The sequence below is a fragment of the Octadecabacter algicola genome (assembly GCF_021532625.1).
In the GTDB taxonomy this organism is placed as follows: Bacteria; Pseudomonadota; Alphaproteobacteria; order Rhodobacterales; family Rhodobacteraceae; genus Octadecabacter; species Octadecabacter algicola.
Genome location: NZ_JAKGAR010000001.1, coordinates 651462 through 666807, shown reverse-complemented (window position 1 = coordinate 666807; position 15346 = coordinate 651462). Strand labels below are relative to the sequence as shown.

The 15346-nt window shown below is 53.8% G+C and carries 13 protein-coding genes; 4 read left to right on the top strand and 9 right to left on the bottom strand.

Going from position 1 to position 15346, the window contains the following annotated elements; translation table 11 throughout:
- Window positions 1-22: 22 nt before the first annotated feature.
- Entirely contained in the window at window positions 23-775 is a 753-nt protein-coding gene (locus L0666_RS03220) for an autoinducer binding domain-containing protein (protein ID WP_235258462.1), read from the bottom strand.
- A gap of 306 nt (window positions 776-1081) precedes the next feature.
- The gene (locus L0666_RS03215; RefSeq protein WP_235258461.1) at window positions 1082-1624 is read right to left on the bottom strand and encodes a hypothetical protein; all 543 of its coding nucleotides are present in this window, start codon (window positions 1622-1624) and stop codon (window positions 1082-1084) included.
- A gap of 305 nt (window positions 1625-1929) precedes the next feature.
- Between L0666_RS03215 and L0666_RS03210 the strand changes: the two genes are divergently transcribed.
- The 3 genes from L0666_RS03210 to L0666_RS03200 are packed head-to-tail and all read left to right on the top strand — an operon-like array spanning window position 1930 to window position 5594.
- A complete protein-coding gene (locus L0666_RS03210; RefSeq protein WP_235258459.1) occupies window positions 1930-2838 on the top strand; it encodes a type IV pili methyl-accepting chemotaxis transducer N-terminal domain-containing protein in 909 nt (302 codons plus the stop codon).
- A 58-nt stretch (window positions 2839-2896) separates the two neighbouring features.
- The gene (locus L0666_RS03205) at window positions 2897-3802 is read left to right on the top strand and encodes a type IV pili methyl-accepting chemotaxis transducer N-terminal domain-containing protein (protein ID WP_235258457.1); all 906 of its coding nucleotides are present in this window, start codon (window positions 2897-2899) and stop codon (window positions 3800-3802) included.
- A gap of 34 nt (window positions 3803-3836) precedes the next feature.
- The gene (locus tag L0666_RS03200) at window positions 3837-5594 is read left to right on the top strand and encodes an OmpA family protein (RefSeq protein ID WP_235258455.1); all 1758 of its coding nucleotides are present in this window, start codon (window positions 3837-3839) and stop codon (window positions 5592-5594) included.
- An 81-nt stretch (window positions 5595-5675) separates the two neighbouring features.
- Here L0666_RS03200 and L0666_RS03195 read toward each other — a convergent pair whose 3' ends face one another.
- The 6 genes from L0666_RS03195 to katG form a co-directional block, all read right to left on the bottom strand.
- Window positions 5676-6866, bottom strand: coding sequence for an ABC transporter substrate-binding protein (locus L0666_RS03195; RefSeq protein WP_235258453.1), 1191 nt, complete (start codon window positions 6864-6866; stop codon window positions 5676-5678).
- Window positions 6863-7963, bottom strand: a complete 1101-nt coding sequence (locus tag L0666_RS03190) for a branched-chain amino acid ABC transporter permease (RefSeq protein ID WP_235258451.1) — start codon at window positions 7961-7963, stop codon at window positions 6863-6865. Before L0666_RS03190 ends, L0666_RS03195 begins: the two co-directional genes overlap by 4 nt.
- Window positions 7963-8910: a branched-chain amino acid ABC transporter permease gene (locus L0666_RS03185; protein ID WP_235258449.1), complete on the bottom strand. Its 948-nt coding sequence runs from the start codon at window positions 8908-8910 to the stop codon at window positions 7963-7965. The genes L0666_RS03190 and L0666_RS03185 overlap by 1 nt, the downstream gene beginning before the upstream one ends.
- A 1-nt stretch (window position 8911) precedes the next feature.
- Window positions 8912-9628: an ABC transporter ATP-binding protein gene (locus L0666_RS03180; RefSeq protein WP_235258447.1), complete on the bottom strand. Its 717-nt coding sequence runs from the start codon at window positions 9626-9628 to the stop codon at window positions 8912-8914.
- Window positions 9625-10401 carry an ABC transporter ATP-binding protein gene (locus tag L0666_RS03175; RefSeq protein WP_235258445.1) on the bottom strand — a complete coding sequence of 259 codons (777 nt, stop codon included), beginning with the start codon at window positions 10399-10401 and terminating at the stop codon, window positions 9625-9627. The genes L0666_RS03180 and L0666_RS03175 overlap by 4 nt, the downstream gene beginning before the upstream one ends.
- 187 nt (window positions 10402-10588) lie before the next feature.
- Entirely contained in the window at window positions 10589-12787 is a 2199-nt protein-coding gene (gene katG / locus L0666_RS03170) for a catalase/peroxidase HPI (RefSeq protein ID WP_235258443.1), read from the bottom strand.
- A 96-nt stretch (window positions 12788-12883) separates the two neighbouring features.
- On the opposite strand from katG, the gene L0666_RS03165 reads away from it, so the two are divergent.
- Window positions 12884-13780 carry a hydrogen peroxide-inducible genes activator gene (locus L0666_RS03165; protein WP_235258433.1) on the top strand — a complete coding sequence of 299 codons (897 nt, stop codon included), beginning with the start codon at window positions 12884-12886 and terminating at the stop codon, window positions 13778-13780.
- Between the two features lie 9 nt (window positions 13781-13789).
- Here L0666_RS03165 and L0666_RS03160 read toward each other — a convergent pair whose 3' ends face one another.
- The gene (locus tag L0666_RS03160) at window positions 13790-15187 is read right to left on the bottom strand and encodes an aspartate aminotransferase family protein (protein WP_235258431.1); all 1398 of its coding nucleotides are present in this window, start codon (window positions 15185-15187) and stop codon (window positions 13790-13792) included.
- Window positions 15188-15346 lie beyond the last annotated feature (159 nt).

The following is a 15346-nucleotide window of genomic DNA, read 5'->3' as shown; positions in this document are numbered from 1 at the left end:
ATTGAATCTATCAGGCGTGCCGTTACGCAGCCTCAGATTCAATTACGAACATCTGATTGTAGAAAGCGGCCTTCAAAACTGCCTGCGCAGTTGTCTCTACGTCCAAGTTTTCACGCGCCAGTCGAAGGTGTTTTTCAATCGTCGCAGGCGTTAGTTCTAGTAGAATTGCGATATCTTGGGTCGTTTTGCCGTCGCCAACCCATTGTAAAACCTCACGTTGTCGCTTGGTCAGGTTGCGCTGGCTATAGGGCAGGGTTTGGATCTTGAGGTGCATCATGTTGTTCATGACCTCGATTTCTCGCCCGTGAGTTTCCCACAGCGTATCGACTTCGTCTTGGGTCATTCCGGGCTTTGCGGTCAGCGCGGCCGCACCCTTGGATCTTTCATTGGTGCTGATAAAGCTCACTGTGTAGCCCGCTGCGACATTTTGACTAAGGTTAAACGCGACAACAGCTTTTTCGGCTTCGGTTAGATGATCCGTCTCGGACATCCAGCGCCACGAACAAGATCCTGTATTCTCCAGCGCCCAGTTCGTCATTGGGGCGTTCGCTAGCAATCCTTTGCCCAGGAACTGCTCCATGTAGGTGTCGCCGTGGTTCGTCAGTAAAACCCAATCTTGAGGATCCCCGAGAGATCCGCCACTGCGATACCGTGTGAAACCGTAGATCAACCTGTCGAACCCGTAAGACGCCATTTTCTCAGAGTGCAGCGCCCAAAGAGCCTCGACGGTCGGGGCGCTGGCGATAGCTTCAAGATGTTCGACAAAACTTGACATGGAATAGGAGTAGCATTGTTTTCGCTTAGGTTGAAAGAGAATTTACTTTTTGGTCAAATTGGTGCCGCAGCGATGGGCGGTCGTTTAAGAGGCGTTTGTAAGTATTTGATGGGGCTGCGTTTAATTAAAGTCAGCATAGGATTACCTCGCGTCTATATTTTACATAATACTGATTATAAGAATATTGTACGGAGGCTTACGGGCTGCCCGTGCGCTCCGGACATCGGTCTGAATAAATGAATCGCACATATCAACGATGTGCCTATCCTCTTGTGATCGAGTCGTAAGATCGACCTACGGCGTCGATTAGTTCCCAGTGTCGTCCAGCAATGCCCTAAGAATGGATGACGTGGACGCAGGTTCCTGTTGGCTTTCGACCATAAGCGTCGGGTGGCAGTTCGGTCCGGAACAATCGACTTTTGCACGCTCCAGAGCCACCTCGCCGAGCAACCCCGCATTGACCGTCACGTAGACGTCGTCCAACGAAACGACTTGGCCCGTAATGTTTGTCGTGCGGTCCTTCGACGTTAAAGTTACGACTTCACCGACGACGAAATCCGGAACAAGTGCAGGACATGCCGCGCCGACGCATTCCACGGTGTCGATCCTGACTTCAAGAACCCCAACGAGCGTATCGATTCGGAAGTAGTCGCCTTCTACGCCAACCAACTGCCCCGAGATTGCATTGCTGCCATCAAAAGTCTGCAACGTTACAAAGTCCGCGGCCTGCGCGGATGATTGGGATGCGCCCAAAAATGCAGCCAAAGTCACAGCGACTGCGGTCTTGAAAATACTGACTTTAAGAAACGTTTGCTTTTGAACGAGACGCCAATCGGCATTACCACTCATACTCATTGCTTTCGACATCGATAAACTCTTTACGAAGCCGTATCCGACGGCTTTCTTCTGGTATTCCACAGGCGTCTAAATACAGTCAACTGTATCAAAGTCTATGGTGACCGGCTGAAAAAAGCCATATATGTGGTGACGTGTGCTGCTTCTAGTCGTGTTCTATTCTGCAATAGACGCGACCATAACAAGCAGATGTTTGTATGGAAGGACCTGTTTGTAATGAGGCTCTGTTCGCCTCAAATCTGGCATCGACTGCCCCTTCCCCGTACACAAAAAACCTTCAGAAAATATAATGAGACCGCATGAATACTTCTGCCAAAGTAGATCGTCGAGATTCCCTGAAACTCGCGAAAACCTTAACCCTCGCCTCAGCCGGCATTCTTGCCTTTAGTGCCACGCAAGCCGCAGCCGCTGTTGATATCAGTCACAAGATCAAGATTGCTGGCGATCTGCGAATGTTCACGCAGCGCATGGCGCTATCCGCAGCGTTTGTGATGCTTGACGTTGAAAAGGATCACTACCTTGAGGTCCTGACCGAAGAGTACGATGAATTCACCGATGATATCGATGCTTTGCGTAACGGTGATCCGGAATTTTCAATGGCGCCTGAAGAGAATGCGCTGGTTCTTGAGGCGATCAATACCGTTGAATTTGGATGGTCGGTGCTTGGGCCCCCGCTCAAGGATGTAATCGATACGGGCACCGTCGACGATGAACATTTCTCGGCGATCGAACACGTCAACACACAGGTGATGACACTGACCGATAGCCTGATCCACCGCATTTTGCTTGAGTATAAAGACGCAATTCCCCTCGACCTTGCCTATCAGATCGACGTGGTTGGTTCGTTGCGAATGTTGTCCCAGAAAATGATCAAGGAAGCGATCCTTGTTGCATTGGAATTCGAGGCGGAAGCCCATCACGAGATGTTGGTCGGATCGATGCAGTTGTTCCGCTTTGACCTCGATAAACTGGCCGGAAATATGGCGCACAACGAACACACCCTGCCCGCCGCGACCGGCGAATTCGCTGAGCACCTGACACATGCCGAACACTGCTGGGTCAAGCTACAGCCGATCCTCGAGAAACTGGACCAGACACACGCGGTTGAATACGCCGAAGTCTTGGAGCTAGCGCACGAGGCTGACGTTATTCTCGCAGCGCTTGATGCGATGAATGAAATCTTGATCAAACAGGCCGATGAAGCCTGAACGAATTTTACGGCGGCTCAACATGTTGATGCCACCCCGCCACGACAAGGATAATAGAATGACCCGTAACCCAATGACCTGTACCCGTCGACAATTTGGCCTTGGGGCCGCTGCAATCGGCGCCCTTTCTACAAGCTCTTCAATGACATACGCACAGGATGCCGATTTCGCTGGCGTTGTGCTTCGTGTTGGTCTTGCCGAAGAACAGGCCGTGCTAACGCAGCGCATTCCAATGTGCGCTAACTTCATCAAGCTCAACGTTGAGCCGTCCCGGTTTATGGTGAACATCGAGGACGCGGCAAAGCGGTTTGGACAGGTCTTGACCGGTCTACGCAATGGCGATGCCGATCTGGGCATTGTGGCCGAAACCAATGGCGAAGTCCTTGAGGCTTTGTCGGCCGTTGATGCCGTCTGGCCCAGCATGCAGGCCGCCGTCGAAACAGTGATCGCACAAGGGTTCGTTGAAGAGGCCGAGTTTGATGCGATTGCCCGTGCAAGTTCCGCGTTGTTGTTCATGTCAGAAAACGTAGAGAAACGCCTGTTGTCCGTCTACGGCGACAGCACTGAAAAACTTGGTATTCTCATCTCCGTGGAACTGGCCGCCCGTCAAGAAATGTTGACCCAAAAGATGGCCAAAGAAGTTGGCAATATCGCACTGGGCTTCAAACCCGAGGAAAACCGCGCGATCCTTGCGGGCACAATCGACCTCTACGAGAATTCATTGCAAGCCCTGATCGGCGGCGTTCCGGCATTGACCCTGCCACCGCCCCCCGAACACATCGAATTGGCGCTGCTCGAGGAGAAAAGCCGCTGGAGCGATCTAGGCCCAATCGTGCGCGGAATCGCAGATGGTGCTGAACCCGGCCCTCTCGAGCTTTATTCCATTGCATCGCAAGAAGAATCCCTGCTCGAGGCAGCGCAACATATTGAACATATGTACGTCGAGCTGGGCTCCCAAGGTTAATTAGAATTCACGATCCATTGAAAGTATCTTCCACATGAAAATTAGTGTTTTGGGTATGCCTGGGCCAGTAATCCGCCCATCCTTTTTGTCTGGCACTGCAGCACTTGCGTTGGCTGTTAGCTCACCTGCTTTTGCACAGGACGTTCTGCTCGAATCTCCGGATGGTAGCATGTCAATCAGCGGTGCTTTGGTTGGTTTGGATGACGAGTTTTACACCGTCGAGGGCCAACTTGGCGTCATTCGTGTCCCACGTAGTGCAGTTGATTGCTCCGGAGACGCATGTCCCGTTGTTGTAGAGGAACCAGCGCCTGTTGTCGCAACACGTGAAATCGTCTTGCATTCCGTTGATGATGAAACCCGTATCAGCGGTGAATTGGTCGATGTTGACGACACCCATTATGTCATTCGCAACCCGCTGGGTGAATTTCGCATTAAGCTAGACGGTGTGATCTGCGAAGGAGCCGCCTGCCCCGTTATAGAAATCATCAAAACAGAATTCGCCTTCCACGTCCCCTCGGCCAAAGTGGGCGACATGATGGTTGATTTGCTGCGCGATTATTCCGAAGACGCAGGGTACACGTTCTCGTCTACTGCTGACGGTGACACATCGCAGTCCGTTCAACTCTTCTCGGGCGAAGAACAAGAACTGGTCGCTGAAATTGATCTGACCGTTAGTGGTCCTGATCAGGCCGCGACCGCGCTTTCGGATCGTTCGGTGGATGTTGTATTTTACAACCAGCTTCAGATCGATACGCGTTTGGCGTCCATTGATGGGCTCGACACTGTTTTGCGAAATGTCTTGGCCTATGATGGCGAAGTCATTGTCGGGAACGAAGACAACCCTGTCCGTGACCTCAGCCTTGCAGAGATTGGTCAAATTGCGACCCAAAATCTTACATCTTGGCAAGGTTTGGGAGGCGGAGACTTTCCGATTTCGGTTCATATGCTGGAAGATGGGTTTGGAGCGCCACGTTGGTTGAACGGCACAATCGCGGCTAGCACTCTTGGTGTTGTAACCCACGAAACCGAGGAACAAGTCATCGAGGCCGTAAACGCGGACCGCAATGCGATCGGTGTTGTTCACCAAACAACTGCCGCGCGCGACAATGCAAAAATGCTGGCCGTACGGGACGTTTGCGGGCTTACCGCAGTACCGACCCAATTCGGCCTGCGCACTGAACACTACCCGTTCACGCAGCCGATCAGTTCATACGCCCGTGTCGATAGCGCAGCACCATTTGTATTGTCGTTCCTTGAATGGACCCAAACGCCGTTAGCGTCATCTGCTGTTTCCGAATGGGGCTACACCGGCGCATCGCTGCAACGCACGCGCATTGAAGATATGGGTAACGCCGTTATTCATGCTGCCGCGTCGGAACCCGATTTTGACGGTGCCGAGTTTTCAAACATGATGCGTGAACTGCGAACTGCTGACAGGCTTTCAATGACCTTTACCTTTATCTCGGGGTCAACGGTTCTTGATGATGGTTCCGCGCAGCGCGTCAGAAACCTCGCACAGCGCATTCGTGAGGCACAGTTTGGCGGGCATGACGTGCTTTTGGTTGGATTTGCGGACAACACGGGTCCTGCGGGCCCTAACTCCGCTCTCTCTTTGCGACGTGCGGAAGCCGTGCGGAGTGCTTTGGCGCAGGAGTTCAATCCTTCAGAACTGGAACAGCTTAGCCTGATCAGCATGGGTTTTGGCGAACAAATGCCAGTGCAGTGCAACGAAACCGATCTGGGTCGTGCAAACAACCGTCGGGTCGAAGTTTGGGTGCGCCGTCAGGGCTAACGGCTGATTGCAACACGTTCCTACAAACAACAATGCCGGCGCCCAAAAGCGCCGGCATTCTTTTTTCTAAGTTAGTTCAGCTTACTCGATGAGTTCAGCTGCCCATGCGCCATCTACGATGGTCGACTTGGAGAAGTTACCGGCGACGTCGCCGTTCTCGTCGAAGTCTTGGTTGCCAGCGGCGCCCTCATAGTTGATCTCGCCGCCTGCAGCGAGGATCGCTTTGGCTTCGGCCCACTGACCAGGCAGGATCACTTCGCCCGGTGCAGATGAAATTGCACGCAGGTGCTCGGCCAGACCTTCACGGTCGCCAGAACCAGCAGCTTCGATCGCCAATGCCATCATGAAGGTTGCGTCATAACCGTTGGCTACGAACGGATCACCCGCTGGAACGCCTGCTGCGTCTGCGATTGCCTTCCATGCGCCAAATGACGGTGTGCTGTCGTCGGATGCAGATGTTGTGAAGGTTGCGTTTGCAAGGTTTTCAGCGCCGATCTGTTCGATCAGCTCATCAGACAACATTCCGTCCGCACCGATGAAGTTTGTGAACGCACCAGTTTCCAGAGCGTTACGCATCAGTGTGATGCCGCCAGAACCGTAGTAAGAGAACAGCGCTAGATTGTCGGATGTTGCGCCGATCGTCGCAACTTCAGAACGGTAAGACGCTTTGTTTGGCTCGTGTGCTTCGTTTGCTGTGACGGTGCCGCCCATGCCTTCGTAAGCTTGAGCGAATACTTCAGCGATAGCTGCGTTATAATCGTCATTGGCATAAGATACGGCCATTTCTGTGTAACCGTTCGCCATCGCCAGTTCAGCCAATGCAACGCCCTGATATGCGTCAGATGCGGCTGCGCGGAACACGAGGTCTGTACCGTCTTCCATGTTTGTGATCGCCGGTGAAGACGCGGAAACGGACAGCGTGATAACGCCGGCAGGGATCGATACGGATTCAGCCTGCGCGATTGTGGCGCCGGAACATACAGGTCCAACGATTGCGGAAACGCCGCTGACGTTGATCAGTTTGGTCACAGCATCGACAGCCGCCGTTGGGTCACACGCCGAGTCGGCACGTTCGATAACCAGTGCTTCGCCGCCTGCAAACATGCCGCCTTGCTCGTTGATGTTGGCTGCAGCCAGATCAACCGCAGCCGCGATTGGCGCGTTGAGGTCCGGAATTGGGCCTGTCATCGCCATTGGGTTACCGATTGTGACGTCGGCCATTGCAGTTGTCGCCAGCAGAGTTGCGGCAGTCGCGAGTAGTGTCGTTTTCATTTTGTATCTCCCGTTGGGTCCGCAGTCTTAGTGTCAGCCTTTGGTGATGCGGGTCTCACCTCAGGTAGTATCCCTCCTGGATAACGTTGGAGGATCACTTGCATCAGAATACCGATGAGCATCATGCGCAAGAACCCTGCCCGTGTCTGCAAAATACTTGCATCCATCGTGGAGAAAATAGCGGTGATGAGATCAATAATCCCTGAAATCATCAATTCAGAAGCCGACCAAATGGTCCAGATCAAAAACGCACCAAGGATTGCACCTCGGTTGTTTCCAGATCCGCCAGCGATCAGCATGACCCAGACAAGGAATGTCACTTTGCTCGGGTCAAAGGTGTTTGTAGGTTCGATAAGGCGCAGGTGCTGGGCTAGAAATGCCCCCCCAAGCCCCATGATTGCAGCGCCAATAACAAAGGCCTCAATCCGGCGGCGTGTGACGTTCTTACCGGCCGCGCGTGATGCAGGCTCGTTTTCACGAATGGCGGTCATCATGCGACCCCACGGCGATGTACGAGCGCGTTCCAGCATCTTGTAGATGGCAAATACCACGAGAATAATCGTGCCAGCAAACAGTGGCTGCCAGTACCAATTTGGTAGGCTGTCAAAGAAGGCTTCCCAATTTTCGGGCGTGCCGAACCAGCTCATGGGCCAGCTGGAATAGAAGCGTTCTTCGCTGAAATGTTCCCAAGAGCGCGGGATCTTGTTGATGCCGCGCGGGCCGTTGGTGACCTCGGTCTCGTTCTTGAAGATCAGCTTGATGATCTCGGCGATACCGATGGTTGCAATCGCCAGATAATCAGACCTGAGCCTGATACAGACCAGCCCGATCAACGCGGCAACCAGTGCCGATGCCAGCATCGCAACAGCCATACCAATGGGCAGTGGCAAGCCAAAGCCACCCAAATGGAACGTGGATTCAGCTGTCGTCAGCAGCGCGTAGGTATACGCCCCCACGGCGACAAACCCGACGATGCCAGCATTAAACAGACCAGCAAACCCCCATTGGACGTTCAGACCCAGCGCCAAGATCGCGTAGATGCCGCCAACAGTCAGAAGAGATAGAAAATACAGGAAATACCCAAGATAAGCTTCCATCAGAACGACCTCCCCTTGAACAGACCTTGTGGGCGAACGATCAACATGATGACCATAATCGCAAAGGCCACGCCTGTTTTATAACCCGGTGACAACAGTGGCGCGTCGCCGATCCATGGATAGGCTGACAGCTCTTCCGCCAGTCCAATGACCAAGCCACCAAAGACCGCCCCATAGGGTTTGCCGATCCCGCCAAGGATGGCGGCGGCGAACATCGGCAGCAACATTCGGAACCCCATCGTGGTTTCCAAAGTCTGTGTATCCATCACCAAGAACACCCCTGCGGCCGTGGCGCAGATGCCGCCGACGATCCATGTGGCGTTAATGACCTTGTCGACGTTGATGCCAGTCACATGGGCCAGATCAGGGCTGTCTGACACCGCGCGCATAGCCTTACCGATGCGCGTGCGGTTCAACAGATATCCAAGTGCAATCACGATGATGACTGTACCCGCAAAGATAAACAGGTGCTTGTTAGGCATGATGATCATGGCACCAAGATCACCGGTGAAACTTTGCAGCCACGCGTTTGGTTTCGCGATACCAGGCACAAAGGCGATCTGGTTTGGCCCCCAAATGACCTGAACCGCAGAGCGGATGATCAACATCATACCAAAGGACGCCATCACAACCTTGATGGTGTCTTCTTTGCGGAATGGTTTGTAAAAATAGCGGTCTGTGCCGAGAAACAGCAAGATCACCATAAACGCGGCAGGCACCATCGCGACCAGAGGGTGCAACGACAACCCTGCCCCTGCTACGATCGCCATAACTGTATAAGTCAGATACGCGCCCGACATCATGATCTCGCCGTGGGCGAAGTTGGCAAACCGCAGAATGCCGAATGTCAGCGTAATCCCGATCGCACCAAGCGCATAGATGCAGCCTAGGACCAATCCGGGGATCAGATAAAAGTTGACGAATTCAAATCCGAAAGCATCCCACATATCAGTGCCCCCCGCCCAAGAACATACGCGCAATTTCTGGATCGTTTGCCAGCTCTTCGCCGGTGCCGGTATGGCGGTTTGCACCGTCTACCAGAACATAGCCTCGATCCGATACGCCGAGCGCCTGTTTGGCATTTTGTTCAACAATTAGAATAGGAACGCCTGTGTTTTTAATCTTTTGGATGGTGCTGAAAATCTCGCCGCGATACTTGGGTGACAGTCCTGCGGTTGGTTCGTCCAGCAACAGGATTTTCGCATCCACCATCAGCGCTTTCGCCATCGCAACCATCTGACGTTGACCGCCTGAAAGGCTTCCCGCTGCCTGATTGCGTTTTTCGGCGAGGTCGGGAAACAGCTCATACATTTCGGCAATACGTGCCTCAACGCCGTTCGGACGTGTCCAAGCACCCATTTCGAGGTTTTCCTGTACGCTCAGGTTCACAAACACATTGTTTGTTTGCGGCACATAGGAAATGCCCTTTTCGATTACCTTTTGCGCGGGCGTGTCGGTAATGTCTTCGCCGTTTAGGACCACGGAACCCTCGCGGATATTCAATAGGCCAAGGACAGACTTCATCGCAGTGGACTTCCCAGCCCCGTTTGGCCCGATGATCGCGACGATTTCGTTCGGGTTCACATAAATGGACAGGTCATGAAGGATCTCGGTCTGGCCATAACCAGCCTTCAGATTATTCAGTGACAGCACAGGTTGCGTCATACCACTTCTCCCCCGAAATAGGCGTCGATAACCCGTTCGTCATTGCGGACTTCATCCATCGTGCCTTCCATCAGAACTTGGCCTTCGGCGAGAACGACAACCTTGCCGCACAACCGTGCAATCATATCCATGTCGTGCTCGATTATGCAGAACGTGTAACCGCGTTCTTCGTTCAATTGTTCAATCATTTCAGCGACTTTGCGCATCAAAGTCGGGTTAACACCCGCGCCGGGTTCGTCCAGCAAGACGACCTTAGAGTCGTTCATCATAGTGCGACCAATTTCGAGCAGCTTTTTCTGGCCACCTGACAAATTGCCCGCCAGTTCGTGGCCCACATGGGTCAAACCAAGAAATTCCAACGTCTCGCGGGCAAGCTCAATGACTTCTGCCTCTCGGTTACGTACTTTGCCGCCCGTAAACCACGTGGACCAAATGCTTTCGCCCGTTTGATCCGGCGCTGCCACGGCAAGGTTTTCAAGCGCCGTCATGCGTGCATATTCATGGGACAGTTGGAACGTGCGCATCAGTCCTTTGTGATACAACACATCCGTTCGCTGGCCGGTGATGTCTTCGCCGAGCAATGTAATCTTACCGCTTGTGGGCGGCAGTTCACCTGCGATCATATTGAATGTGGTGGTTTTGCCTGCGCCGTTGGGTCCGATCAGTCCGACGATCGCGCCGCGCTCAACCTCAAAATCAACGCCTCGAACAGCATGCAGCCCGCCAAAACTTTTGGCCAGCCCAGCAACGCTGAGGACAATATCGTTCGCCATTCGTACCCTCTCCCACAAAGGATTTTGCCTGCCGCAGGTCTTGTGCCCGCGTATCAGTCTTAAACTGCTAACAATCTTAGGCCCGCTAATCCATCTCAAAATTGATTTTGCTGCTTGATCCCTGCGTCAAAAGGAAAAACGGCGCCCCAAAGCTTGGGGCGCCGTTCATTTGGACTGTATTATGGGTTTACTTCAAATCGAAGCGATCGAGCTCCATAACCTTAACCCATGCGGCAACGAAGTCGTTCAGGAACTTGTCGCCAGCATCAGCGGAGGCATATACCTCAGCCAAGGACCGCAGGATTGAGTTGGATCCGAACACGAGATCAACAGCAGTCGCTGTCCATTTCACGTCGCCACCAGCACGTGGGCGCCCTTCAAGGATATCACCGTTCTCGGACCAGACCGTGCCCATATCGAGCAGGTTGTTAAAGAACGACTGATCCAATGCACCCGGTGTTTCTGTCAAAACGCCAAGTGATGACCCGCCCGTGTTCGCACCGATAACGCGCAACCCACCGACCAGAACGGTCATCTCAGGCGCTGTCAGCGTCAGCAGCTGAGCGCGATCAACAAGGTGCTCTGCGGCTGAACGTGTGGCACCGGGCTTGATGTAGTTGCGGAAACCGTCAGCCTTTGGTTCCAACCACGCGTAGGATTCAACATCCGTGTCCTCTTGGCTGGCATCTGTGCGGCCTGCGTTGAACGGCACTGTGATGTCTTTACCAGCCGCTTTCGCCGCCAGTTCCACACCAACGGAGCCCGCAAGCACGATCGTATCCGCCAGCGACACAGGCTTGGCAAAGGCGCTGCGCACCTCTTCCAGCTTCGCCAGTACTTTCGCCAGTTCTGCTGGATCGTTTACATCCCAATCCTTGGCTGGGCTCAAACGAACACGTGCGCCATTGGCCCCGCCCCGTTTGTCAGAGCCACGGAAAGATGCAGCGGATGCCCAAGCGGTCGTAACCATCTGTGCCGGTGTCAGGCCAGATGCAGCAATTGCTGCCTTTAGCGCGTCAACATCAGCCCCATCAATCAACGGGTGATCGACAGCAGGCACTGGGTCTTGCCAGCTTTCAGCGGTCGCGGGGACCAGTTTACCAAGACCAAGCTCGTATGGGCCCATGTCACGGTGTGTCAGCTTGTACCACGCTTTTGCAAAGGCCTTGGCGAACTCGGCTGGGTTTTCCATGAACCGACGCGAGATTTTTTCGTAAGCAGGGTCCATCCGCATGGCCATGTCGGCAGTTGTCATCACGATGTGGGTTTTGCCCGCTCCATCTGCCGTCGGTGCCATATCGGACTCTTTCAAGTCCTTCGGCTGCCACTGATTTGCACCTGCTGGCGATTTGGTGAGTTCCCACTCATATCCAAACAGCACACCGAAATAGGACATGTCCCATTTTGTCGGGGTCGGCGTCCAAGCGCCTTCGATCCCAGAAGTGATCGTATCGACGCCTTTGCCTGTGCCGAAAGAAGTGGCCCAGCCAAGGCCCATTTCTGTCAGGCCAGCGGCCTCTGGCTCAGGGCCAACATACTTTTCAGGGTCGGCTGCACCATGGGTCTTGCCGAAGGTGTGACCGCCCGCGACCAGTGCAACCGTTTCTTCATCGTTCATTGCCATCTTGGCGAACGTCTCACGCACGTCATTGGCAGACAACAACGGGTCAGGGTTACCCATCGGACCTTCTGGGTTTACGTAGATCAGACCCATCTGCACGGCACCAAGTTCACCGATCAGTTCGCGTGCGTCTTGCTTGTAGCGCTCGCTGTCATCGCCCAGCCATTCTGTTTCAGGACCCCAGTAGATGTCTTCTTCCGGCTCCCAGATATCGGCGCGACCACCTGCAAAACCGTGAGTTTCAAAACCCATGGTTTCCAGTGCGACATTGCCTGTCAGGATCATCAAATCGGCCCAAGACAAGGCTTTGCCGTATTTTTGCTTAATCGGCCACAACAGGCGACGCGCTTTGTCGAGGTTGCCGTTATCTGGCCAAGAGTTAAGCGGCGCAAAACGTTGCGAACCGGAACCAGCGCCACCACGGCCATCACCCACACGGTATGTCCCAGCCGAGTGCCACGCCATACGGATGAAGAACGGACCATAGTGACCGTAGTCTGCAGGCCACCAGTCTTGGCTGTCCGTCATCAGGGCTGTCAGGTCAGCAATGACCGCGTCCAAGTCGAGCCCTTCAAAGGCTTCGGCGTAATCAAATGCACCGCCCATCGGATTGGACTGGGGATTATTTTGGTGCAGTGGTTTCAGGTTCAGGGCATTGGGCCACCAGCCATTGTTGGCGATAGAGCCTGTTTCCTGCGATGTTCCGTGATCGAAGGGGCATTTGCCCCCGTCTTCGTTCATACCTTTGACTTCAGCGCCGTCCATTTGAGAATCCTCCAAGTGTTGAATTTGGGCCAAGTTTAGCAACCCCAAATGATTAGTTTAAGTTGTATTTTCTGATTGTAACGATAAGTATATCTTATGGTTAATCTGACCCTAAAACAGTTTCGCTACTTTGATGCGCTCGCCGTGCATGGTCACTTTGGGCGGGCCGCAGATGTCAGCGGTATTTCGCAACCTGCATTGTCCATGCAGATCAAAGAGTTGGAAGACAGCCTTGGATCGCAGCTGTTTGAACGGTCTGCACGTCAAGTGCGTTTGACCGCTTTTGGCGAAGATCTGGCGCCGCGTGTTCGGGATATTTTGCGTTCCGTCGATGAGGTTGAAGACCTCGCGCGGCAATCCCAAAACACATTGACCGGTCGTTTGCGCATAGGGGTGATTCCGACCATCGCCCCCTATCTGCTGCCGTCTTTTCTGGGCCACCTGACACACACCTATCCCACTTTGGATGTGCATGTGCGGGAAACTCAAACACAGACACTGATCGAAGAACTGACGCACGGTCGCTTGGATGCGGCGATCGTTGCCTTACCGGTTTCTGAGCCGACATTAGAAGAAGTCACAATCTTCGAAGAGGATTTCGTGTTGGTACGACCTGTGGCCGATAGCGATGCTCCGGTCCCTAATGCTGCAGACCTTGCAAAGATGCAGCTGTTATTATTGGAAGAAGGTCACTGCTTTCGAGATCAGGCCTTGGCGTTCTGTTCGCTTCGGTCTTCACTGCCGCGCGAAAGCATGGATGGATCATCCCTGTCGACCCTCGTGCAACTGGTTGGCGCAGGGATCGGCGTCACCCTGATCCCACGCATGGCCATTGGCGTAGAAACGCAATCCGCAAACGTCGCTGTCGCCAGTTTTAAGGGAGCCCAACCCAAGCGGACCATCGGTATGGTTTGGCGCAAGACCTCCCCATTGGCGGAGCAGTACCGGGAAATCGTCAGCATTCTGGAGCAAGCCAGCAAAACCGTGCGCTAAGACCTGCGATCAACCTGCAACAAACAACCCATCCGTTTTGATTTGTTCATACGTTTCATCCAGCGACAGGCGTGCACGTTCAATCAAGGTGTCGATCTCGGCCTTTGAGATTACCAAAGGTGGCGAGATAATCATCCGGTCCCCAACGTGGCGCATCACCAGCCCGTTTGCAAAGCAACGTGTGCGACACGCCAACCCGACAGTACCCGTATCAGCAGCAAACTTCGCGCGGCTTTCCTTGTGGGGCGTCAATGCGATTGATCCCATCATACCGACAATGTTTGCCTCACCGACCATCGGATGATCCGTCAGCGACTCCCATTTTTCCTTCAGGTATGGGCCTGTCTCATTCGCGACAGTCTCAACGATTTTTTCTTCCTGCAAGATCCGCAGGTTTTCCAATGCTACGGCACAGGACACAGGATGGCCGGAGTAGGTATAGCCGTGATTAAAATCGCCCGCTTCGTTGATGGTATGGGCCACCTCGTCACAAACCATGGATCCACCAATCGGCGCATACCCCGATGACAAACCTTTGGCGATGGTCATGATGTGCGGGCGGATGCCGTAGTATTCGCTGCCAAACCAATGGCCTGTACGCCCGAACCCACAGATCACCTCATCCGCGATCAGTAGGATGCCGTATTCGTCGCAGATGCGTTGGATTTCAGGCCAATAGGTGCTGGGCGGAACGATAACGCCCCCTGCCCCTTGCACCGGTTCAGCGATAAACGCGGCAACGCGGTCCGCGCCAAGTTCCTTGATCGCGGCTTCCAACTGACGCGCGCGTTCAAGACCGAATTCTTCTGGTGTCTTGTCGCCGCCCTCAGACCACCAGTCTGGCTGGTCGATGTGATGGATGCCAGGGATTACTGGCACGCCTTGGTTTTGCATGCCCGACATGCCGCCGAGGCTGCCACCGCCTAATGTCGATCCGTGATAGGCATTCTTGCGGCTGATGATGATGTTGCGATCTGGTTGGCCCTTAGCCATCCAGTAGTGGCGCACAAGGCGGATGTTTGTGTCGTTGGCCTCAGATCCCGAACCTGCATAGAAGACGTGGTTCAAATCGCGCGGTGCAAGTTCGGCTAACTTTGCGGACAGTGCGATGACGGGAACATGAGTCGTTTGAAAGAACGTGTTGTAATATGGCAGTTCTTTCATTTGGCGCGCGGCAGCATCTGCCAGTTCGTCTCGTCCGTAGCCGATATTAACGCACCAGAGCCCCGCCATCGCATCAAGGATCTTGTGGCCTTCACTGTCCGTAAGCGTCACGCCATTTGCGCCAGTGATCACCCGCGCCCCGACGCGGGCCAAATCAGCGCCATCCGAAAAGGGATGCATGTGATGGGCTGCATCAAGTGTTTGTAGATCGGCCGTGGGCATGTGGTTTGAGATCACGTTCATTGCGAATGTCCTGAAATTTGAGCGGCATGGTCGCCATTTGCCGCCAGACTATGCTCAACTATGTCCAAGTCAATCGGTTGAGCGTTTTATAAAGGTTTTGAATCTCGGTCCATATTGCCAATCCTGACAACGATATTCATAGTCTCTGTCAGCGACGGG